General features: G+C 44.2%; 19 protein-coding genes and 2 pseudogenes. 4 read left to right on the top strand and 17 right to left on the bottom strand.

Annotation, left to right across the window (positions count from 1 at the left end; genetic code table 11):
- Window positions 1-53: 53 nt before the first annotated feature.
- The 9 genes and pseudogenes from AB4X21_RS01805 to AB4X21_RS01765 form a co-directional block, all read right to left on the bottom strand.
- The gene (locus AB4X21_RS01805; RefSeq protein ID WP_003004342.1) at window positions 54-1,184 is read right to left on the bottom strand and encodes an ABC transporter ATP-binding protein; all 1,131 of its coding nucleotides are present in this window, start codon (window positions 1,182-1,184) and stop codon (window positions 54-56) included.
- Between the two features lie 124 nt (window positions 1,185-1,308).
- Entirely contained in the window at window positions 1,309-2,169 is an 861-nt protein-coding gene (locus AB4X21_RS01800) for a helix-turn-helix domain-containing protein (RefSeq protein WP_369088089.1), read from the bottom strand.
- Window positions 2,166-2,564: a Mini-ribonuclease 3 gene (locus AB4X21_RS01795; protein WP_369088088.1), complete on the bottom strand. Its 399-nt coding sequence runs from the start codon at window positions 2,562-2,564 to the stop codon at window positions 2,166-2,168. Before AB4X21_RS01795 ends, AB4X21_RS01800 begins: the two co-directional genes overlap by 4 nt.
- Window positions 2,557-3,900, bottom strand: a complete 1,344-nt coding sequence (gene cysS, locus AB4X21_RS01790) for a cysteine--tRNA ligase (RefSeq protein ID WP_369088087.1) — start codon at window positions 3,898-3,900, stop codon at window positions 2,557-2,559. Before cysS ends, AB4X21_RS01795 begins: the two co-directional genes overlap by 8 nt.
- A 21-nt stretch (window positions 3,901-3,921) precedes the next feature.
- Window positions 3,922-4,062 (bottom strand): annotated as a pseudogene (locus tag AB4X21_RS01785) (GNAT family N-acetyltransferase); the annotation flags it as partial.
- 29 nt (window positions 4,063-4,091) lie between these two features.
- A complete protein-coding gene (gene cysE, locus AB4X21_RS01780) occupies window positions 4,092-4,709 on the bottom strand; it encodes a serine O-acetyltransferase (RefSeq protein WP_003013745.1) in 618 nt (205 codons plus the stop codon).
- Between the two features lie 24 nt (window positions 4,710-4,733).
- A complete protein-coding gene (gene pnp / locus AB4X21_RS01775) occupies window positions 4,734-6,950 on the bottom strand; it encodes a polyribonucleotide nucleotidyltransferase (protein WP_369088086.1) in 2,217 nt (738 codons plus the stop codon).
- 458 nt (window positions 6,951-7,408) lie between these two features.
- Window positions 7,409-8,146: a hypothetical protein gene (locus AB4X21_RS01770; protein ID WP_369088085.1), complete on the bottom strand. Its 738-nt coding sequence runs from the start codon at window positions 8,144-8,146 to the stop codon at window positions 7,409-7,411.
- 14 nt (window positions 8,147-8,160) lie between these two features.
- On the bottom strand, window positions 8,161-9,429 hold the full coding sequence (locus AB4X21_RS01765; RefSeq protein WP_369088084.1) for a DUF6287 domain-containing protein: 1,269 nt from the start codon (window positions 9,427-9,429) through the stop codon (window positions 8,161-8,163).
- Window positions 9,430-9,584: 155 nt separating this feature from the next.
- On the opposite strand from AB4X21_RS01765, the gene pepF reads away from it, so the two are divergent.
- Both pepF and AB4X21_RS01755 read left to right on the top strand, forming a co-directional pair.
- Window positions 9,585-11,381: an oligoendopeptidase F gene (gene pepF / locus AB4X21_RS01760; protein ID WP_369088083.1), complete on the top strand. Its 1,797-nt coding sequence runs from the start codon at window positions 9,585-9,587 to the stop codon at window positions 11,379-11,381.
- Window positions 11,382-11,469: 88 nt separating this feature from the next.
- Window positions 11,470-12,378, top strand: coding sequence for a calcium-binding protein (locus tag AB4X21_RS01755; protein WP_369088082.1), 909 nt, complete (start codon window positions 11,470-11,472; stop codon window positions 12,376-12,378).
- A gap of 77 nt (window positions 12,379-12,455) precedes the next feature.
- On the opposite strand, the gene trxA is transcribed toward AB4X21_RS01755, so the two are convergent.
- The 7 genes and pseudogenes from trxA to AB4X21_RS01720 form a co-directional block, all read right to left on the bottom strand.
- Complete coding sequence (gene trxA, locus AB4X21_RS01750; RefSeq protein ID WP_155127325.1) at window positions 12,456-12,770, bottom strand: thioredoxin; 315 nt, start codon at window positions 12,768-12,770, stop codon at window positions 12,456-12,458.
- Between the two features lie 12 nt (window positions 12,771-12,782).
- On the bottom strand, window positions 12,783-13,007 hold the full coding sequence (locus AB4X21_RS01745; protein ID WP_003004724.1) for a DUF4649 family protein: 225 nt from the start codon (window positions 13,005-13,007) through the stop codon (window positions 12,783-12,785).
- Between the two features lie 451 nt (window positions 13,008-13,458).
- Window positions 13,459-13,728, bottom strand: a complete 270-nt coding sequence (rpsO, locus tag AB4X21_RS01740) for a 30S ribosomal protein S15 (protein ID WP_003004251.1) — start codon at window positions 13,726-13,728, stop codon at window positions 13,459-13,461.
- Window positions 13,729-14,004: 276 nt separating this feature from the next.
- On the bottom strand, window positions 14,005-16,071 hold the full coding sequence (locus AB4X21_RS01735; protein WP_369088081.1) for a Cna B-type domain-containing protein: 2,067 nt from the start codon (window positions 16,069-16,071) through the stop codon (window positions 14,005-14,007).
- Between the two features lie 218 nt (window positions 16,072-16,289).
- Window positions 16,290-17,013: pseudogene (locus AB4X21_RS01730) on the bottom strand (pseudouridine synthase).
- A gap of 2 nt (window positions 17,014-17,015) precedes the next feature.
- Complete coding sequence (locus AB4X21_RS01725) at window positions 17,016-18,167, bottom strand: MFS transporter (protein ID WP_369088080.1); 1,152 nt, start codon at window positions 18,165-18,167, stop codon at window positions 17,016-17,018.
- A 106-nt stretch (window positions 18,168-18,273) separates the two neighbouring features.
- Complete coding sequence (locus tag AB4X21_RS01720; RefSeq protein WP_369088079.1) at window positions 18,274-19,437, bottom strand: MFS transporter; 1,164 nt, start codon at window positions 19,435-19,437, stop codon at window positions 18,274-18,276.
- Between the two features lie 146 nt (window positions 19,438-19,583).
- On the opposite strand from AB4X21_RS01720, the gene AB4X21_RS01715 reads away from it, so the two are divergent.
- Both AB4X21_RS01715 and def read left to right on the top strand, forming a co-directional pair.
- Window positions 19,584-20,270 (top strand): cyclic nucleotide-binding domain-containing protein, encoded by a 687-nt coding sequence (locus AB4X21_RS01715; RefSeq protein WP_369088078.1) that lies wholly within the window; start codon window positions 19,584-19,586, stop codon window positions 20,268-20,270.
- A 60-nt stretch (window positions 20,271-20,330) separates the two neighbouring features.
- On the top strand, window positions 20,331-20,945 hold the full coding sequence (def, locus tag AB4X21_RS01710) for a peptide deformylase (RefSeq protein WP_003004253.1): 615 nt from the start codon (window positions 20,331-20,333) through the stop codon (window positions 20,943-20,945).
- Between the two features lie 362 nt (window positions 20,946-21,307).
- Here the strand turns inward: def and AB4X21_RS01705 are convergent, their stop codons facing one another.
- A complete protein-coding gene (locus tag AB4X21_RS01705) occupies window positions 21,308-22,549 on the bottom strand; it encodes an aminopeptidase (protein WP_369088077.1) in 1,242 nt (413 codons plus the stop codon).
- Window positions 22,550-22,675: the final 126 nt, after the last annotated feature.

The raw sequence follows: 22,675 nt of genomic DNA, 5'->3' as shown, positions 1-22,675 counted from the left end.
AAAATGAAAGAGACTGAGATATATCGTCTCAGTCTCTACAGTGTCAGTAGGTATTAGTATACTGTTTTTTCAGTTTCTTTATCGAAGAAGTGAGCTTTGTTCAAGTCAAATCCAAGTTCGATCGTTTCACCAGTTCCAAGGTAGTCACGCGCATCTACTTTAGCGATGAATTCATTGTCACCAACTTGGCAGTACAAGTGAGATTCAGAACCAAGCAATTCAGATACAGAGATGGTTGCTTTTACTACTGATTCTGGGAATGTTTCAAGGAAAGCAGATTCTGTATTCACGTCTTCTGGACGGATACCAAAGATGATTTCTTTTCCTTCATATCCTTTTTCACGAAGAACTTTCAAAGTACCTTCTGGAACTTTCAAGTTAAGGTCTTTAGCCACGATGTGATCACCATCTAATTTCACATTGATGAAGTTCATTGCAGGGCTTCCGATGAATCCAGCTACGAATTTGTTTACTGGGTTTTTGTACACTTCTTGAGGAGTTCCGACTTGTTCCACACGTCCGATTGTACCAGTACCTGCAGGGTTCTTAGTAGCAGACATGATAACGATACGGTCAGCCAATGTCATCGCTTCTGTTTGGTCGTGGGTTACATAGATTGTTGTAGCACCAATACGACGGTGGATTTTCGCGATTTCAGCACGCATCGATACACGAAGTTTAGCATCCAAGTTTGACAAAGGTTCGTCCATCAAGAATACTTTTGCATCACGGACGATGGCACGTCCCATGGCCACACGTTGACGTTGACCACCAGAAAGGTCAGCTGGTTTACGATCCAAGAATTCTTTCAAGCCAAGGATTTCAGCTGCTTCTTGTACACGTTTGTCGATATCTTCCTTGCTATATTTACGCAATTTCAAACCAAAGGCCATGTTATCGTACACAGTCATGTGTGGGTAAAGAGCGTAGTTTTGGAATACCATGGCAATATCACGGTCTTTAGGTGCTACGTTGTTTACAACAGTACCATCGATCGAACATTCACCTTCTGTGATGTCTTCAAGACCAGCGATCATACGAAGAGTAGTTGATTTACCACATCCTGAAGGACCTACGAAAACGATAAATTCTTTGTCTTTGATGTCCAAGTTGAAGTCTTCAACTGAGTAGTGTTCGCTATTTGGATATTTTTTATAAATGTGATTCAGATTCAATTCTACCATGATGGTACTCCTTTGATTTTTATAGTTCTATTGTAAATGAAAACGTTTTACAAATCTATGGCAAGTCTCACAAAAAAGAAAAAGAGTTTTGTGCAAGTTGCACAAAACTCTGGATTGATTCCGTTTAAATCACATCTTGTAAGACCAAATGATAGCACAGGGCTAGATCTGTCAGATTTTTCAACTGAAGCCCCGTCAACTCCTCCCACTTGTCAATCTTGTATTGGAGCGAATTGCGGTGGAGATAGAGTTGCTGGGCGGCCTTGGTTACGACTGCTCCATTTTCCCAAAGAGCAACAATGATATCTTGCAATTGATCTTGACTTTCAATCAACTGATGCAAGCTTGCTTTGATTGGGGTGAGATCCAGATCTGCCTGCTCGATTCCCCACAGATAGAGTTGAGAAAAGCGATAGACACCTTGATGGCCTTCTCGAATCCAAGCTCGAAAGACAGCCTGTTCTGCTCGGATGACAGGAGACACTTTCCCGTCTTTAGACTCGGTCCATACTTGCCCGACCAGGATAGATAAACGAATATTGAAGTCATACTCCATGGCAGAGACGGTATCTTTTAAGATATCGGCCACAGGTAAAGACTGGTCTTGGTCCAGAATGAGCACATAATCTTGTCCGCTCAGTTGCAAGGTTGCTCGGAAGTTGGGCAAGAGTGTCTGCATCATCTCTAGCCAAGAAGCCGTCCCTTCCGCTGTTGAATGCGAGATGTGGCAATAGACGAGCTGCATTTTTTTGATGACTTGAGGGGCTTCTCCCTTTCCATCGATCAGGTATTGGTACCAAGGATTAGGGGCAACCTCTTCTTCATCGCCCAACCAGGAAATCAATTGTTTTTCTCGCTCGGTTAGCTCTTCTTCCTTCAGCAGCAACCATTGATGAGCCTGAAGGGGAATGGCTACATAACCAGCTGGTGGATTGGCTTGATCCGTCACCTCTGCATGAGGAAACCACTCTCTGATATTTTTCACTGCTTTCTTCCTTCTTCTACTTGCTGGATACACCAGTTAATCAGCTCTTCTAGACGGGAGAGCTCCCCCGTCATATGGAGATAACCCATGACAGCTTCAAAGCCCGTCGACATCCGATAGGTCACGACATCCGCATTTTTGGCCTTGGTATGGCTATTGGTATTGCGACCGCGCTTGTAGATCTCCAACTCTTTTTCCGTCAGAATTTCTTGCTCCAGCATGCTTTCAATCAAGCTGGCCTGAGCCCTAGCAGAGACATAGCGGGTGGCAGCCTGGTGAAGCTTATTGGGCTTGGTCATCCCTTGAAAAATTAGGTGCCTGCGAATATACATGGAATAGACCGCATCTCCCTCAAAGGCAAGGGCAATCCCATTGATTAGATTGACATCAATCACGTGTCCACCTTACACCTTCTTTTGTATCCAAGAGCTTGATTCCTTGCGCAGCTAATTCATCGCGAATGGCATCTGCTCGCGCAAAATCTTTCTTAGCCCGCGCTTCCTGACGTTCGGCGATCAAGGCTTCAATATCTGCATCCAAGACTTCTTCGACAAAGACCACTCCAAAGACTTCTAACATCTTGGTCAAGGCATCCTTGACGTCTTGATTGTAGTGACCTGAATTGATCCATTTAGCCAATTCAAAGACGATGGTGATGCCGTTTGCCGCATTGATATCTTCATCCATAGCCGCGATAAACTTGTCCACAAAGCCTTGCAAATCTGCTGGATCTACTTCTCCTGTGAACGGTTGCTCATAGGTATTTTTCAAATACTTGAGGTTGGTCTCCGCATCGCGCACCGCTTTTTCTGTGAAGTTAATGGGCTTGCGGTAGTGCTGGGTCGCAAAGAAGAAGCGAAGCACTTGGCCTTCGATAGTCTTCAATGCATCATGCACGGTGATAAAGTTTCCTAAGGACTTGGACATCTTGACATTATCAATATTGACAAAGCCATTGTGCATCCAGTAATTGGCAAAAGTCTTGCCTGTTTTAGCTTCAGACTGAGCAATTTCATTAGTATGGTGTGGAAACTCAAGATCGGCCCCACCACCGTGGATATCAATGGTATCCCCTAAAATCCCCGTCGACATGACCGAACACTCGATGTGCCAACCAGGACGACCAGGTCCCCAAGGGCTGTCCCAGGAAATCTCTCCTGGTTTGGCAGCTTTCCAGAGGGCAAAGTCGACTGGATTTTCCTTGCGGGCTGTTTCTTCATCTGTCCGACCTGAAGCTCCTAGCTCCAAGTCTTCCAAGGTTTTATTGGCTAACTTAGCATAGTTATGGGATTTTTCCACACGGAAATAAACATCACCTTGACTCTCATAAGCATAGCCTTTTTCGATCAAATCTGCGACAAAACGAATGATGTCATCCATAAACTCAACCACACGAGGGTGACGGGTTGCAGGCTTGACCCCAAGAGCCGTCACATCCTCACGGAAGGCTGCAATATATTTGTCTGCCACTTCCTGAGGAGTAATGCCTTCTTCTTTGGCACGGTTAATGATCTTATCATCCACATCTGTAAAGTTGGAAATGTAGGCAACTTCGTAGCCACGATACTCAAAGTAGCGACGAATCGTGTCAAAGGCCACCGTTGAACGGGCATTCCCTACGTGGATATAGTTGTAAACCGTTGGCCCACAGACATACATGCGGACCTTTCCTTCCTCGATGGGGATAAATTCTCTCAAATCACGAGACATGGTATCATAAATTTTTAACACGCTTCATTTCCTTTCTGTTTTTTACTCTTTTGGCTTCAAATAAACCGCCTGAGTCTGTTTGACAAAGCCAATCTTTTCATACAAGCGTTTGGCACCAACATTGCTATCTTCCACGGCAATCTGAAATTCCTTGTCATTTTGCTCCATGAGTTGGTTGACGAGGGATTGGTGACACGACTCATTGGATCTCCTTACAAGCTCGAAGACCGATGGCTAGCTTCCTTAGCATGCTCCAGCTTGTTCATGTAGTATTCCCGTTTTTCTTCTTCTTGATGAATAACCGGTTCGTCTTTTCGACCGTGCACCCGCACGATCTTGGCAGGAACACCGACAACGGTCACATCACTTGGTACATCTGAGACCACGACAGCTCCTGCTCCGACTTTAGCCTTGGCTCCGATTTCCACCGGGCCAATGACTTGGGCATGAGCAGAGACCAAAGCTCCTTCACGAACCGTTGGATGGCGTTTGCCGACATCTTTCCCTGTTCCCCCAAGGGTCACCCCGTGGTAGAGCATAACGCCTTTTTCAACAATAGCTGTTTCCCCAATGACGAGGCCTGCTCCATGGTCGATAAAGACACCCGAAGCAATGGTCGCACCTGGATGGATTTCGATCTGGGTCCAAAAACGCCAGAACTGACTGTGCATCCGAGCTAGAAGCTTAAAGCCATGATTCCACAAAAAGTGAGAAACACGGTGAGCAGCTAACGCTTTGACGCCTGGATAGGTCAAGAGGACCTCCAGCGAGGTACGTGCTGCTGGGTCATTTTCTTTTACAATATCAATGGTTTCACGCCACCATCCCATACCGTGCTCCTTTCTTTTAAATGCTTATTCTTTCGTTGCTTCACCTGCATCTTTGGCAAAGTCTTTTCTAGTTTTGTGGTGACGAGGACGATCGCCATGACGAGGACCCTTTTCACCTTTTTCTTCTGAATGTTCAGGTTTTGGTGGACGTGGCAAGAGTGCCTTCATGGAAGCATCTACACGACCTTTTTCGTCAATCTTGATAATCTTAACATCCACTTCATCACCAATCGCTACCAAGTCTTCGACACGGTTGGTACGCGTCCAAGCCATTTCAGAGATGTGAACGAGGGCATCAGTCTTGTCAAAGAGGTTGACAAAGGCACCGAATTTCTCGATACGAACAACTTTGGCATGGTAGACTTCGTCCACTTTGGCTTCACGAACCAAACCAGCAATGATTTCTTTAGCGCGGTTAATGGCTGCTTGGTCTCTCGAATAGATAGATACGTTTCCTTCTTCGTCGATATCAATCTTAACGCCTGTTTCAGCGATGATTTTATCGATGGTTTCTCCACCTTTACCGATAACAATCTTGATCTTGTCCACATCAATCTTGATAGTATCAATTTTCGGAGCAGTTGGAGCCAATTCTGGACGAACTTCTGGAATGGTTGCTTCGATGACATCAAGGATTTCAAAACGAGCTTTCTTGGCTTGGGCAAGAGCTTCAGTCAAGATTTCTGCAGTGATTCCTTGGATCTTAATATCCATTTGAAGGGCTGTAATCCCGTCACGAGTCCCAGCAACCTTGAAGTCCATGTCTCCAAAGTGGTCTTCCAAACCTTGGATATCTGTCAATACGGTATAGTTATTTCCATCTGAGATCAGACCCATAGCAATCCCTGCTACCGGCGCCTTGATTGGCACACCACCAGCCATAAGGGCAAGTGTTCCCGCACAGATAGATGCTTGAGATGAAGAACCATTTGATTCCAAGACTTCTGCTACCAAACGGATAGCGTATGGGAATTCTTCCAAACTTGGCAAGACTTGAGCAAGAGCACGCTCACCGAGAGCCCCGTGACCAATTTCACGACGACCTGGCGCACCGTAACGTCCAGTTTCCCCAACAGAGTATTGAGGGAAGTTATAGTGGTGCATAAAGCGTTTCTTGTACTCTGGGTCCAAACCATCGATGATTTGCGTTTCACCCATTGGTGCCAAAGTCAAGACAGAAAGGGCTTGCGTTTGTCCACGAGTAAAGAGACCTGAACCGTGAACGCGAGGAAGGTAGTCGACTTGTGCATCCAAAGGACGGATTTCATCGACCTTACGACCATCCGGACGAACCTTGTCTTCTGTAATCAAACGACGCACTTCAGCGTGTTCCATTTGTTCCAAGATTTCAGCCACATCACGCATGATGCGGTCAAATTCTTCGTGGTCTGCATATTTTTCTTCGTAAACTGCTGTGACTTGGTCTTTAACGGCTTGAGTCGCAGCTTCACGCGCCAATTTCTCTTCTACTTGGACTGCTTTTTGAAGGTCGCTGTTGTAAGCTGCAATGATTTCAGCCTGCAAGTCAGCATCTACATGAAGCAATTCTACTTCTGCTTTTTCTTTCCCAACTGCCGCAACGATTTCTTCTTGGAAGGCAATCAATTCTTTCACGGCTTCGTGCCCTTTGAGAAGAGCTTCCAACATGATTTCTTCTGACAATTCTTTGGCACCAGACTCTACCATGTTGATAGCGTGTTTGGTACCAGCTACTGTCAATTCAAGAAGCGAGCGCTCTGCTTGCTCTTGCGTTGGGTTGATGATGATTTCCCCGTCCACATAGCCTACTTGTACCCCAGCGATTGGTCCGTCAAACGGAATATCTGAGATAGACAAGGCCAATGATGAACCAAACATGGCAGCCATTGGTGCAGATGCATTTTCATCATAAGAAAGGACCGTGTTGATAACTTGCACTTCGTTACGGAAACCTTCCGCAAACATTGGGCGGATCGGACGGTCAATCAAACGCGCTGTCAAGGTCGCATCAGTTGAAGGACGACCTTCCCGTTTCATAAAGCCACCAGGAAATTTCCCAGCCGCATACATTTTTTCTTCGTAGTTGACTTGAAGTGGGAAGAAATCCCCAGTTGCCATCTTCTTAGACATGACAGCTGCCGTCAAGACAGTTGACTCACCATAACGCACGACAACAGCGCCATTTGCTTGCTTGGCAACCTGACCAGTCTCTACGATTAACTCACGACCCGCAAAAGTCGTTTGAAACACTTGTTTTGTCATTGTAATCCCCTTTGGATTGATAAAATTATACGACTTGCCTACAAAAATCAGGATACAAAGGGCGTGAAGAATCCCGTATGAAAATAGGAGATTGACGCAGTGTGCCACGCACACCAGGAAATCTATCTTTTTCACTAGGGATTTAGCCCGTGTTCAACTATCAAGATACCAAGCCGTTAAGCAACTCAAAGGAAAATAGGAAATCGAACGACGGAGCGAACGCTCCTAGGTAGATTTATCTTTTCCCACAGAGTTGTAGGCGGGTTCAATTACGCATGATCGCATAGATTGACACAGCCCATCTGTATGTTATATCCTCATCTTTGTATCCAAGCACGTATACCTTTTATTTTAACATATTCAAGCCCAAAAGAAAAAGGCTTTGAGGGCCTTTTTCTGTGAATCTTCAGCAAGTTCTATATAAAAATTTTAGAGCTAGATATAGCTTCTGATTATTTTTACGATTTCACGAATTCAGTACTGTCGACATAAAAGCGTGTTTTGTGGGTTCCACCCTTGTAGTTCTTGTTGTTGCGTTTCAAGATAAAGCGTCTGTATGGATCAGAAGTTCCTTGAATAGTCGTTGTCACTTCAACCAAATCTTTATTGATCACCCATTCATCCGGTGAAGGAATTTCCATCGGCAGCATCGCTCCACCACGACCACCAGGTACAATTTCGTAGAAAGCCTTGTCTTTTGTCGAATAGATCCAGCCGTCCTTCTTTTCGTTTGTCAGTTGGATCAGCTGGTCTTGTGACAAACTACGGATAGAGTCCGATGTCTCTTCTGCATCTAATTTATCAATGACATCTTGCAAATTATAAGTTCCCGGCGTGTAGGTATTGTAGTAATCAATGAACATGTCTTGCGGGTAACCATCAACCGCACCGTGATCATTGCTCAACTCCAGCAAACGAGTTGGATGCACCTGAAGTGAATAGGTTAAAGACGCACTGTTTTCAATGATCGAATAGATATCCGCTTGGTCTGCTTTTGACAAGGTCCCAATGGCTTCTTTATCATGTTCATCTGACTTCGCTTCTTCTATTTGCTCTTTTTCTTGAGCCTTGTCAGATGATTTTTCGACCGATGAAGTCCCTACCGGACTGCGCTTACGCTCATAGCGTTTTGGGGCGCAAGCTGCTAGGGAAAGCAAGAGGGCTGCAGCTAGTAAATATGTCCCAATTTTTTTCATGCTTGTCTCCTTTTTTAGTCCACACGGTAGTACAAATCGTTCCCATTCGTAGCATCACTCTTACTCCAGTAAATGGATTCACTGCCACCTTCTCTTGAAGGAATGAAAAGAATAGGCGTTTCGTTCGTTGCGCCAGGCATGCGACTAACTCCGTGAAGATTACCTTCCTTGAAGTAAAAACCAGAAAATTGAACACCATTAACAGCACTACCATTGACTTTCACAATCCCTTGCGCATCAAACTCAATACTAGTGCCATACTTATTTTCCCAAACTCCCGCTACACTTGAGAAATTTCCAGCTTTTATTTCATCTAAATTCATACCAGTCTTTGTTTTGGCAGGGGCAGGAGCTGATTCGACATTTCCACTCACTCGCGTTGTATAGTCAAGGGCGATCCAACCTTGTCCAGATTCCAATTTGCCCCAGGTATGGCCATCTGCCTCTACTGTTTCCGTAATGGTGTGAGTTCCTTTTTCGATCATTCCTGCAGATGGAGCTGAGGTTGAGGGCTCTTTTCGAATACGGAGATCCGACACACTGACTTGGACTTGGAAGGAGCCTGTCTTCTTGTCCTCCGCTTTGGATGTTGATTTGGAGTCCCCTGAACCGTCAAATGTTTTCCAGTCTAGCTTACTGAGGTCCAACTTCTTAGCTGAAATCCCAAGAGCTTGTTCTGCTGTTTCCTTTCCACCAATTTGAATGGTCGCTTTCTTTTCTTCCTTGGCTTCGCCTTTTCTTAGCGAATAAAGGGTCAATTCCATTTCTGGATTAAGGGATTGCCAAGTGGCGTAGACGATTTGCCCATTGTCAAAAACTTCTAAACTGGAGCGATAGCCACCTGCAGAAGCTACATAGGCTACATGGAGCAAGGTTGGCTGGTTATCTTTCAAATAATACACAGCAGCAATCGTTTTGCCATCCCCAATCAGTAACTCGTCATTACCATCACGATTAAGATCCTCAAAAGAATATTGCCACTCATTGGTACTTCCAAGTGTTTGAAGATTAAAGACATAGGCATATTCTTCTGAAGTTGCTTCGATCTTCTTCAGTTCATTTTGTAAAGCCGTTTGATCTTTGGCATTAATTGCGGCTGCATAAGCTTTGTACCGCTCCAAAACCTCTTGATAATACTTCTGACCTGTATCCTTCTTCTCTTTTTTAACCGACGAAGAGCTTGCCGTTTTTGGTTTACTTTGGCGTTCATAGCGTTTGGGCGCACAAGCGACTAGAGATAGCACGGATGCACCTGCTAATAGTGTAATCATAACCTTTTTCATAAAAACCTCCTCATATCTATCCTAGTATATCAAAAATGGTCAATTTTTCCAGCTCTTGTCAAGATTTTTACACAAGCATTTTCCTCTCTCCCTCTATGTTTCTGTCCTTTTTTCTGCTATACTTAAGGAAGAACACCGATCAAAAGGAGAACATTATGGAATTAAAAAAACGTTCTGAATTTCCTGAGAACGAACTCTGGGACCTCACAGCCCTCTACCAAGACCAGGAAGACTTCTTGCGCGCCATTGAAAAAACACGTGAAGAAATCAATGAATTTGTTCGTAACTACAAGGGCAAGCTCCACACTTTTGAAGACTTTGAAGCTGCCTTTGCGGTCTTTGAACAGATTCAGATCCAACTCAGCCACATTGGTAACTACAGCTTTATGCCCCAAACCACTGACTTTGGCGATGAAGCTTTTGCGGAAATTGCCCAAGCGGGGATGGATTTCGAAACTTGGGCCAGCGTCGAACTTTCCTTCTTTGACGATGCTTTGGTCGAAGCCGATGAAGAAGTCCTCGAACGCCTGGGACAACTCCCTCACCTCACTTTTGCCATTCGTCAGGCTAAAATCAAAAAAGCCCACTACTTGGGAGCTGATGTGGAAAAAACTTTGACCAACCTGGGTGAAGTCTTCTACGGACCACAAGACATCTATACCAAGATGCGGGCTGGCGACTTTGAAATGGCTGATTTCGAAGTGGATGGAAAAGTCTACAAAAATAGTTTTGTTACTTATGAAAACTTCTACCAAAACCATGAGAATGCGGAAGTCCGTGAAAAAGCCTTTCGTTCCTTCTCAGAAGGTCTTCGTAAGCACCAAAACACGGCTGCTGCTACCTATCTAGCCCAAGTTAAGTCCGAAAAACTGATCGCAGATATGCGAGGCTATGACTCGGTCTTTGACTATCTCTTGGCTGAGCAGGAAGTGGATCGCTCTATGTTTGACCGTCAGATTGACCTGATCATGAAGGACTTCGCTCCAGTCGCTCAAAAATTCCTCAAACACGTGGCCAAGGTCAACGGCCTTGAAAAAATGACCTTTGCTGATTGGAAGTTGGATTTGGACAGTGCGCTCAACCCAGATGTTACTATTGATGACGCTTATGACTTGGTCATGAAATCTGTGGCACCCCTTGGAGAAGAATACTCCCGTGAAATTGCTCGCTACCAAACCGAACGCTGGGTCGACTTTGCGGCTAATGAAGGCAAGGATTCCGGCGGTTATGCCGCTGACCCATACCGTGTCCATCCTTATGTCCTCATGAGTTGGACAGGACGCATGAGCGATGTCTACACCCTGATTCACGAGATCGGACACTCTGGTCAATTCATCTTCTCAGACAACAACCAAAGCTACTTCAACGCCCACATGTCGACCTACTATGTGGAAGCTCCTTCTACCTTTAACGAGCTCCTCCTCAGCGACTATTTGGAACACCAGTTTGACGACCCTCGTCAAAAACGCTTTGCCTTGGCTCACCGTTTGACAGATACCTACTTCCACAACTTCATCACCCACCTGTTGGAAGCAGCTTTCCAACGCAAGGTTTACATCTTGATCGAAGAAGGCGGCACCTTCGGCGCTAGCAAGCTCAACAGCATCATGAAGGAAGTCTTGACCGAATTCTGGGGCGACGCCGTTGAAATCGATGATGACGCGGCTTTGACCTGGATGCGCCAAAGCCACTACTACATGGGGCTATACAGCTATACCTACTCAGCTGGCTTGGTTATCTCAACAGCGGGATACTTGCATTTGAAGAACTCCGAAAACGGAGCTAAAGATTGGCTAGAGCTCCTTAAATCAGGTGGTAGCAAGACCCCACTTGAGTCAGCCATGATCATCGGAGCAGATATCTCAACTGACAAACCACTTCGCGATACCATCCAATTCCTTTCAGACACTGTGGATCAAATTATTGCCTACAGTGCAGAATTGGGAGAATAAGAACAATTTTCAGACTTAGTTTAATCTAGGTCTGATTTTTTATTAAACTATTACCAGTTAGTAATTGAAAGCGCTCTTATATTATGGTATGATTATTGTGAAAATATTACTAAATTTGGAGAAAATAATGAAAAAGTTTGTCGATTATATCATGGCCCAACCAGTATGGAAAGTCGTTCTTTATGGTCTCGGAATCCTCTTAATGATTTTTAATCCCGAGATCATTCTTCCACTCCTCTTTTTTGGCGGTATAGGATTTGCATGGTATTTTGCTAAAAAGAAACCCAACGCGACTAAAAGAAATATCGCTGCTATTGCTTCAATTCTTGCAGTTGGGGGTGCATACTTAATCGACCCCAATATAGCTTCTACTAAGCAAGAAGAGCAGGCTCAAGCCACTCATTTTGCATCCACTCCTTCTAAAAATGATGAAAGTGCGAAAAAAGAGGCTGAGGCAAAACGTGAAAAAGAAGCAAAAGAAAAAGCTGAGAAAGAGAAAGCTGAAAAAGAGAAAAAGGCAAAAGAAGAACAAGAACGAAAAGAAAAAGAAGAGCGCGAGAAAAAGGCGAAAGAAGAACAGGAACGAAAAGAAAAAGAAGAGCGTGAAAAGAAAGAGGCTGAAGCAAAACAACTTGCTGCTCAAGCTGAGTCTGCCGTACAAGCCTTAGAAAACAATCAAGTAACAGAAAATATTGCTCCAGCCCAAGCTGCCATCGCAAATGTAGCGGACCAAGGAACAAAAGACCGCTTAACTCATCGTGTTGGATTAGTACAAAATGCCATTACTGTCAGAGCACAACAAGCTGAACAAGCTCGACAAGCCGCACTGCTGAGCAGGCAAGACAAGCCGCACGCCCAACAAACGCAGCAACAACAAGCACAAAATCAAACTGTTTCGGGCGGTGGATATTATAGAGATGCACGTGGAAGATGGCACAGACCAAATGGTCAATTCGCTTCAAAAAAAGAAATAGCCAGTATTGGATTAGCATGGTAAGCTCTCTAATAGAAACGAATGTCATCGCGCATAAAAAAAGCTAAAGAAGGTTCATTCCTCTTTAGCTTTTTTGTTTTTTAACTCAACTCCGCCACAATGTCCTTAATTTGCGCTGCAGTATGCACTCCTGCTACTTGTTTAACAACCTGCCCATCTTTTTTAAAGAGCAAGGTTGGAATGGACATAATGCCGAAAGCACGCGCTGTTTCTGGATTTTCGTCCACATCCATTTTTAGGATTTTTAACTCATCTTCTGAAAGTTCTTCCGATAATTTTTCTAAAATAGGAGCTTGCATGCGACATGGACCACACCAGGTTGCCCAAAAGTCTACCAAGACCAAGCCTTCTTTGGTTTCTGCTTCAAATGTTGCGTCTGTAATTGCTTTTGCCATTTTCTTTCTCCTTTAGTTTTGGTACTGCGTTAAATCTTGCTTCATCAAATAGAAGAAGACATCTCCATAAGTCCCTTGGTAATCCAATTCATGCCCATTATAGGTCAGTTTCACAACAGGATAAAAATCTGCTACCCCAATCAAGCAGGCTTGTTGGGAGCGTTCAAACTCTTCGTAGGAATCAAAATGCATGACTCTTTCTTGTTTTGCACCGTCTAGATATGTAATATCAATCATATCGATAACCTCTATTTCTTAAGATGCATCAATTGTAACTCTATACATTACATCTGTCAAACAAAACGACTTCCTCAGAATAATAGATCTTGTTCGATAACAAAAAGACAACAAAAAAGCCCTCTGAATCCAGAGGGCTCCATTCTTGCTGAATAAAACGTTTCTAGACAAGGCCACGAATCGAAGATTGTACCAGATTTCTTCTTAAAACAAAAAATCTCCCCGAAGGGAGATAGATCTGGTCTATTTTACCTTACGATGCTAGGAACCGAAGCCGAAGATTATACTTGAGTATATTCTATCAAAATTAACAAAAAAGCCCTCTGAATCCAGAGGGCTGTTTTGAGCTCGGGCTAAAATCCTAGTGAAAAAGATGAAACTCCTTGTGTTCATCGAACACTGTGTCGTTTCCCTATTTTCATACGGATTTTTGGCGCCCTTAGCATCATGATTAACGACGAAGTCCAAGAGAGTTGATCAACTCACGGTAACGGTTAACGTCGTTTGTACGAAGGTAAGCCAACAAGTTACGACGGCGACCGATTTTCTTCATCAAACCACGGTAAGTAGCGTGGTCTTTTTTGTGTTGTTTGATGTGTTCGTTCAAGTGGTTGATTTCCCAAGTAAGGACAGCAACTTGTACTTCTACTGAACCAGTGTCACCTTCGTGACGTGCGTATTGTGCAATGATTTCATTTTTTTTCTCTTTTGAGATTGCCATGATAAGCTCCTTTTCTTTATGCTCTATCCGAGTGGCAGGTTTGGCATATCCTGCTACCAAGAAAGAGTTAGTTGTCTATTCGACTTTCTTATTCTACCAAGATTTCATCTTTCTGTCAAACACTTATGTTTCCTTCAAGATGAATGTTTAAGAGGGGTGCTTTTCTCTTTTCTAAAAAGAACCTTGAGAGTTTGAACGGTTTGATGGATCATTCTTCAAGCAAGTTATTCAAAAAGACAAATATCTCTAGGATATTTGCCTTTTAACTATATAAATCTATTTATCTTTCCGTTTTCCACGCAAGAGCAAAACTAGAGCAAAAACTGCTAAGAGTGCACCGAGTATGATCAACCCATAAGCCACTACTTCACCCGTTGATGGGAGAATTTTTTTCTTTCCTTCTTTTGGTGTGGTTGGAGTTTCAGGTTTTCCCGGTGTGCTTGGCGGCGTTGTAGGAGGAGTTGTTGGCGGAGTCGTTGGCGGTGTTGTCGGTGGAGTTGTAGGTGGGGTATGACGATTCGTTACCGTGAAACCATCAATGTTTGTTATATAACCAGCTACTGGATCTTCTGTAATAGCGTAGGTAATCTTTTTACCTTCCTTGTATACGGGTAGATCCGTAAAGCTTGCCTGCCAATTATCAGTAGCCGTGATTTCTTTTACAGCCACTTCTTGACCATCCGCAAGGAGGTGAACTGTGATTTTTTCAGGACGAAGACCCTCTTTATTGTCTTTATCATCCCAGATTTTCTTAACAGCTACTTCTGTAACTTCTTGTGTACGAGTGTTGGTAATATTGGTTCCCTCAATAGTTGTTTCATAGCCTTCAACAGGTTCTTCTGAAACAGTGTAGGCAATGACATTACCAGCATCATCGACCACATCGAGATTATCAAAATGATAGGCCCAAGTTCCTGTAGCATCTGGTTTCACTTCTTTAGAAGCGACCTTGACACCATTTGCTAGGAGATTGACTGTGATTTTTGATGGACGCTTGCCATCTTGGTTGTCATTATCATTCCATGTCTTTTGGCCTGAGACACTTGTCTTTTCTTTTTGGTTCACAAGATCACGAGAAATCGCGAGGTCATTTCCAAAATCATCCTTGCTGATCTTGATAGGTTCTTCAGAGAGAACATAGCCTGTTGGAGCTTGAATTTCTTGAACCGTATAAGCTTGTTTGATCAAACCAGTAATGGTGCCAACACCATTCTCATCAGTTTCGATGGTTCCCACTTGCTCGCCTGTATCATCTGCTGTCACTGCAAAGATAGCACCTGCAAGCGCTTGACCATTTTCACCTTTTTTGTGAATAGTGAATGAGTATTTCTCACCATTGAAGTCTCCATCAAGGAACTGATACAGAACGTCTGCAACCTTATTTTGCTCCTTGATTTCTTTGGCTGTCATAGTAGCATTGTTTTTGTAGGATGTATTGATGGCTGGGAGCTTGTCCAAATAGACATCATAGCGAATCGTCATCCCTTGTTCTGGAGCTAGATCTCCGATATGAACGGTTAAAGAACGACCATCAGCACTGACAACAGGGGAATAATTCTTGGTTACATTTGTAGTATTCCTCAGATGATAGGCACCATCTCCATCACTGATCTTCCAAGTTCCTGTATGGATGTTAACAGAATCTACCTTGATTTTGCCATCAGTGAAAGCTAATTTGTCCTTAATATCAATATTATGAAGGGCTGTGTGGCCTTGATTGATATTCAAGGTATAGGTCAATTTTAATTTATCATATGAATTAGTCCATCCCCATTTGCTAAAGACTTCCGGAGTCGGAGGATACTTGCCTGGATTGACTCCTTTATAATCGATCTTTCCACCTGAAATAATATCCTTATTAACTTTGAGAGTGAAATCAATCGTTTTTTGTCCTTTGACGACTTGGTGATCCACACGAGCAAAGAAACGCAGTTTTCCTGTTACATTGGCCATTCTTTCAGGATAATCTGTATAGGTTACGGTGATGATTTTTCTTTGATCATCTACCGTTGCTGTCGCAACTTTTTGACCACTTGGATCCAGAAGGTCAATGGTATCTATTTCAAAAACCTTAAAGTCATCTCCAAGTTGGATAACGGTCTGATCCCCAGCTTTTACACGCCCATTCGGTAAAACAAACTTTGCCTCAACTTGAAAACTATCCCAAACACCGAGTGGATCTGTAATCGCTCCACCAGTTGATTTAGAAATGTTTACAGATGTCACAACATCATTGATCGTATCCGCATGGACATTAGCAAGACTATTGGGTTTGGCAAATCCTAAAGCCGCTAGTAAAAATAGGGCAACTGTTGTTACAACAGAATAAAGCCACTTTTTCATAAACGATTTTTCTCCTTTTTCTTCGTTTACTAGATAAAGTACGCGAGCGAAAAAATTATCACTACATATTGTGAATTTTCACACAACCCATCTTTTTTCATTATAAACAATTTGCTTTGATATCACAAGCAAATTAATTCTTTTTTTGTCTTTTCAGTTCATTTTCTTGATACAAATAAAAAATAGCAGCCTGTAAGAATCAGACCGCTTTTTTTTGCTTATAAGGGAACTCCGAATACCTCTAGGGACTTGAGTTCAGAAGGATGGAGTCTCCGCCATTCTCCCAATTGAAGAGTTGGATCTAGCGTTAGAGGTCCCATAGAAATCCGCTCTAAATCCACCACTTCCTTGCCACACAACCATGCGCTTGACCTGATGGAATTTTCCTTCTGCGATTTCAATTTCGACATAGGAGCTATCGTTTGCCTCATTTACCTCTAAGATCTGTAATCTCGCAGGCAAAGTTGTGAAGTCTTTGAGGGCAATGCCTGCTTCAAAACGAGCCACATCTGCCTCATCCATGATCCCAGCCACCTGGGCACGATAGTTCTTCGACACATGCTTCTTTGGCGAAAGCATGGCATGGGTGAGCTTGCCATTATTGGTCAAAAGCAGCAAGCCATGGGTATCGATATCTAGACGCCCGACAGGAAAGACTTCCTTGTGACGGGCTGTCTCATCCAATAAATCCACTACAGTTTGGTGGTGATCATCTTCAGTCGCTGAGATAACCCCAGCTGGTTTATTAAGCAGATAATACACGAAGGTTTCATGGACTAGGTCTTCTCCCATAAAGGTCACCTGGTCCTTATCTGGATCAATCTGCAGTTTCCCCGCTGTCTCTTTTTTACCATTCACTGCGATTTTCTTTTGCTTGAGGAGTTGCTTGACCTCGGACCTGCTCCCCACGCCACAATCCACTAAAAATTTATCTAGTCGCATGATTACTTCCCGCTCTTTCTCACAATCCAAAGGCCAAAAAAGGAAACCAGGATCATGAGGATACCAGAAAATCCAAAAATGAAGACTGGAGCAGATGAGATCGTCCCTAATAGACTAAGGACAAAGGTCGTTGCGATCGAACCTGTACTACATCCCAAAACCGCAATGGACGTTGCCTGGCTCAAGACCCCTGCTGGCATCTTATCAGATAAGACATTGTATACTGTTGTCAAGGCTACACTGTAGGCGAAGCCAGAAGCAATGGTTACAAGGGCAAGAATCAAGAGATTTGGAGAGACACCGATCAACATTTGGGTCACACCAAAAGCTACTCCCGAAACCAATAATAAACGATCACGGAATAGATGGGTCAAGGGCGAGAAGGCCAAACCTGCCAAGATCCCAACAAATTGCATGGCTGCTAAAATAACCCCCGCAGTTTGGGCAGTGCCATGCCCCACTTGCTCTACCACACTTGGAATCCGAACAGTGATCATGACATTGGACAAGACGATAGCTGCCGCAACGACTGCTAAGCCGAGTGCAGTCCGCCATTGTCCCCCCGTCATCTTGACATCCCGGTGTTTTTCCTCCACTGCTTCCGTCGTAGATCCATAGGGCACAAATAAGAGATACAAAAATAAGATAGGAATACTGATACCGTATACGAGAAAGGCCGCCTGCCATCCAAAGCGAATCAAAAGGCTGACTCCAAAGGTCAAAACAGCTGTCCCAACAACCTCTGCAGAACCACGAATGCCAAGGGTTTGGACGCGTTCTTTCCCTTTATAGCGCTCACTGATAATGGCAATGGCAGAAACATTGAGCAAACCAACCGCCATCCCGAAAATAATCCGAGACAAAAAGACAACCGGATAGGCTGGACTGATTAAGGGAATAAAGCCACATAGAGCGTAAGCAACTAAGCCCGTCACAATCATCTGACGCTCTGAAAATAGACGTCCAATCCATTTATTGAAGATGAGCGAAACCATGATCCCAGCTGAAGGAAGCGAGACCAAGAGCTCAATCATGCTGTGAGGAATTCCCTTGTAATAGGCAAACATGGCCGACTGCGCACTCGAAATCGAAAACGAGGTCGTCAAAATAAATGAAAGCGCGAGAATACTCACTTTCTCCATGATTTTTTTCATTATTCTATCCTTTAAACTAATCTTTTTTTTCACACTCCTCCTATAATAACACGAGCTAGTGACAGGACGCAATAGATTGAATTAAAAAAACGAAATGATTTCTCCATCATTTCGTTCGTGCTAGTAATTGTGAGGCGAAGACTCCCGTTCCAACCATCAAAGCACCAATCCAGACAAAGAGCAGGTGATTGGTAGGAGCTAGTGGCGTCACCAACTGGATGAAGAAAGAAGAGAGGGCTGATCCGAGATTGCAGCCAATCAAGACCAGCGAGGTCGCAAGGTTTAGGAGATTGGTCGGGATTTTTTCAGATAAGTGATAGAAGATACTGGTGACTCCCGTACTGTAGGTAAATCCTGCTAAAAGGGTTCCTAGAACCAGGCTCCATAGTTGTCCGGATAAGCCAATCAAGGCCAGAGCTATTCCGAAACCAAAGCACATGATCATGAGCAAGTTCTTTTTGAAAACATGTGTCAAACTGGCAAAGCCTACCCCTGCTACAATCCCTGTCAATTGCATCAGACTCAAGACGGTTCCAGCTGTTGTCGCTGTTCCCATACGAGCATCAACGATGATATCCGGCACGCGCAGGCTAATGATAGAATTGAAACAAATGATGATACCAGCAATCACGGCTAGCATTAGACTAAAACGCCATTGAGGGGAGTGAAGGCGTGCGGAACCTTTCTTTTTCTCCTTCAAGCTAGCCTGTTTTTTCTCCTTAGGATAAGGGACAAAAAGGAGATAGAGGAGTAAAATCAAGTAACCAGCACCATATACTGCAAAGATCGCTGGCCAGCCTAGAGGCAAGAGTTGTCCTACAATAAAGGTCAAGATGGCGGAGCCCACCACTTCAGCAGACCCCCGATAACCCAGCATCCGGGTCTTGTCATTGCCTGAGTAGCGCTCACTGATAATTGAAATAGCCTTGGCATTGATCATTCCTGTCCCCAAGCCAAAGAGCAAACGACTTAAAAAGATAAGAGGATAGTGCTGCACGACCAAAGGAACGAGACCACTAGTTGAAAAGAGCAAGAGCCCTGCAACAATCATCTGACGCTCACTCATCCATCGCTCGATCAGGCTATTTAAAAAGAGCATGGCTACGACCGCAAAGGCTGGCAGGGAAACAAATAGTTCCACCTGGCCTGCTGAATATCCGAATTGGCTAAAATAGGCCTTCATAGCCGGCAAACCGGCTGTAATTGAAAAAGATGAGATCAGCATGAGCGACAAACTCAAGAGACTGATTCTTTTCATTGTTTTTTTCATTTTTTTATTTCCTACACTTTACTGGTAATACTTTGATTTCACTAGTTTTTTCAAAAAAGATTCAAACTAGTATTTTCAATAGAATCCTAGTATAATCAATTTAGAAATAGAAAAACAGGACATTTGTCCTATTTTAGGAGAGTGAGATGAAAAAAATTTCCCCATCTACAAGACTCAAGGAAATCATCACAGACTACCAATTGGACCAGATCTTTCCAGGCGACTGTCTTAGCCAGCTGGACCTCGTCCTCTATCAGGCTGGAGATTATATCTGCCGCCAAGGTTCTGAGCAAGATGTCATTCCTTATTTTCTCAAAGGCCGGCTCAAGATCATCCACAGTCTTGAAAACGGCAGCGACACCATCCTTGAAATCCAAGAAAAACCTGGACTCTTAGGAGAGATTGAGCTCCTGCTCGATCGGGTCTGTATCACATCGGTCATTGCAGACCAAGACTCGCTAGTCGTTCAGCTCCCAGCCCAGCACTTTAAGAAGCGCCTCCTGCTTGATCCAACCTTTTTGCGCTCTACGGCCAAGACCTTGGCTGAGAAATTGCACCAGATCAACTATTTAGCTCCTGCTAACTTTCATTATTCGGTCAAGGAACGCCTCGCTACGCATTTTCTGGAACATTGCGATGAAAATGGGACCCTCAAGCCCAAGATGAATCAGCTAGCCTTGCGTTTTGGGATCAGCTACCGCCACCTTAGCCGTGTCATCAAGCAGATGATCGAAGAGGGCTTAGTCCAAAGAGAAGGGCGAGTCTATACTATTTTAGATGCAAAAAGGATGAATGATTTGTCCATCAAACATGCGGAAACCGTCGACAGATAACTTTAATTTTAGGCTCTTTTGTGTTATCATGGAGGGTAGAAAGAAAGTGAGAGTAAAACGATGAAAGCAATTGAAAAAGTTACAAGAGCATCCCATTTGATTGATATGGATGACATTATCCGCGAAGGAAATCCAACACTTCGAGCGGTTGCGGAAGATGTGACCTTCCCTTTGTCTGATCAGGAAATTATCCTGGGTGAAAAAATGATGCAATTCTTGCACCATTCTCAAGACCCTGTTATGGCTGAAAAGCTTGGCCTCCGTGGAGGAGTGGGACTCGCTGCCCCTCAGCTGGATATCTCTAAACGAATCATCGCTGTTTTGGTTCCCAATCCAGAAGATGCCGATGGCAACCCACCAAAAGAAGCCTATAGCCTTCAAGAAGTCATGTACAATCCAAAGGTTGTCGCCCATTCTGTTCAAGATGCAGCTCTTGGCGACGGGGAAGGCTGTCTCTCTGTAGACCGAAACGTCCCAGGCTATGTGGTTCGCCACGCCCGCGTGACCGTTGAGTATTTCACAAAAGATGGGGAAAAGAAACGCATCAAACTCAAAGGCTACAACTCCATCGTCGTTCAACATGAAATCGACCACACCAACGGCATCATGTTCTATGACCGCATCAATCCAAACAATCCATTTGAAATCAAAGAAGGACTTTTGATATTAGAATAGCGCAACTGACAAAAAAGTAAGGTAGTAGTGAATCATCACTACTACCTTACTTTTTTTACGAGACTGCGTCTACCGATTTCTGTCTCTTAGCGCAGTGGTTGATTGGAACTACTCCTACCTGCGGTACTCGTACTTCCTAATCAACTGTGCGGGGGTACTAAAAAGGTCCTGTGGACCTTTTTTGCCCGAGCCTTAAAATCGAGAAGCGAGGAAGAAATCGAGACTGCGTCTACCGATTTCTGTCTCTCGGCGCAGTGGTTGATTGGAACTACTCCTACCTGCGGTACTCGTACTTCCTAATCAACTGTGCGGGGGCAGGACTACGAAATCGAGACTGCGTCTACCGATTTCTGTCCTGCTCCCTATATTGCCCAATCTCCGTTACGGAAGACTGGGACGCGGGTGCCGTCTTCTCGAATGCCGTCGATATCCATTTGGCTTGAGCCGATCATGAAGTCGACGTGGACGTCTGAGCGGTTGAGGCCGGCTGCTTCGAGTTCTTCTTCTGTGAACTCTGCGCCACCTTCTACACTGGTTGCATAGGCTGCCCCGATGGCCAAGTGGTTAGAAGCATTTTCGTCAAATAGAGTGTTAAAGAAGGTAATGCCTGATTGGGAAATCGGGCTTGGATCTGGAACAAGAGCACATTCACCCAAGGCACGCGCTCCCTTGTTTTTGAAGACCAAATCTTTCATGACTTGATCGCCTTTTGCTGCTGTGATGTCTACGATTTCTCCATTTTCAAAGGTCACTTTGATCCCTTCGATGATGTTCCCATTGTAGCTAAGCGGTTTTGTAGAGGTGACATAACCTTCTGCACGGCGGAAGTCAGGAGCTGTGAAGACCTCTTCTGTCGGCATGTTTGGCAGGAAGTTTTCGCCTTGGGCATTGATGGCTCCGGCAGATTCCCAGACGTGGTTCTTCGGCAAGCCAAGTGTCAAGTCCGTTCCAGGCGCTGTGTAGTGAAGAGCTGAAAATTGCTCTTTGTTGAGCATTTCTGCCTTGCTCTTCAAGATAGCTGCATGCTCTTCCCAAGCCTTGACGGGATCTTCTTCGTAGACACGGCAAGTCTTGAAGATTTGGTCCCAAAGGAGGTCCACTGCTTCTTCGTCGCTTGCCGCATTTGGAAAGACTTTTTTCGCCCATTCTAAACCTGCTTCAGCGACAACCGTCCAGCTGACCTTGTTGGATTGAGTAGCGATACGCATTGGTTTCATGGCCATGCCCAAAGCCTTAGCCGAGGCAGAAAGCTTCTCTGCATCAACACCATTTAAGGCACCTGGATCAGACGAGCGCACACCCAAGCGACTAGCCTTGTGGTCTAAGAGGTAGTTCATCTCCGCGATCTTATAGTCTGGCACATTGTCCAAACGATCCATCGGTGCATGGAGGAATTTTTCCCGGGTAGTGAAATCATCTGCCCATTGGACAATCACTTCGTGCGCGCCCAAAGCATAGGCTTCCTTCACGATCAAGTGGGCCAATTCTCTTTGTTCCACATCGATGTTCAAGACCAAGGTATGGCCAGGTTGCACGTTGATACCGTTCGCAACCAACAATTTAGCGTATTTTTCGAGATTTTCTTTAAAATTTGGTAAAACCATTGCATTCTCCTTCATAAGTGAATAATCTTCTCCTAGTATACCATAAGTCCATGTAGAATTCTTTTTGAACGTAAACAACCTTTTTTAATATAAAATAGGTTAAGTGATTCTGAAAAGAAATAAAAA

The organism is Streptococcus sp. CP1998 (genome assembly GCF_041026655.1).
Lineage (GTDB): Bacteria > Bacillota > Bacilli > Lactobacillales > Streptococcaceae > Streptococcus > Streptococcus dentalis.
Note: the sequence above shows the minus strand (reverse complement) of the source record. Positions and strands in the feature narration are given on the sequence as shown.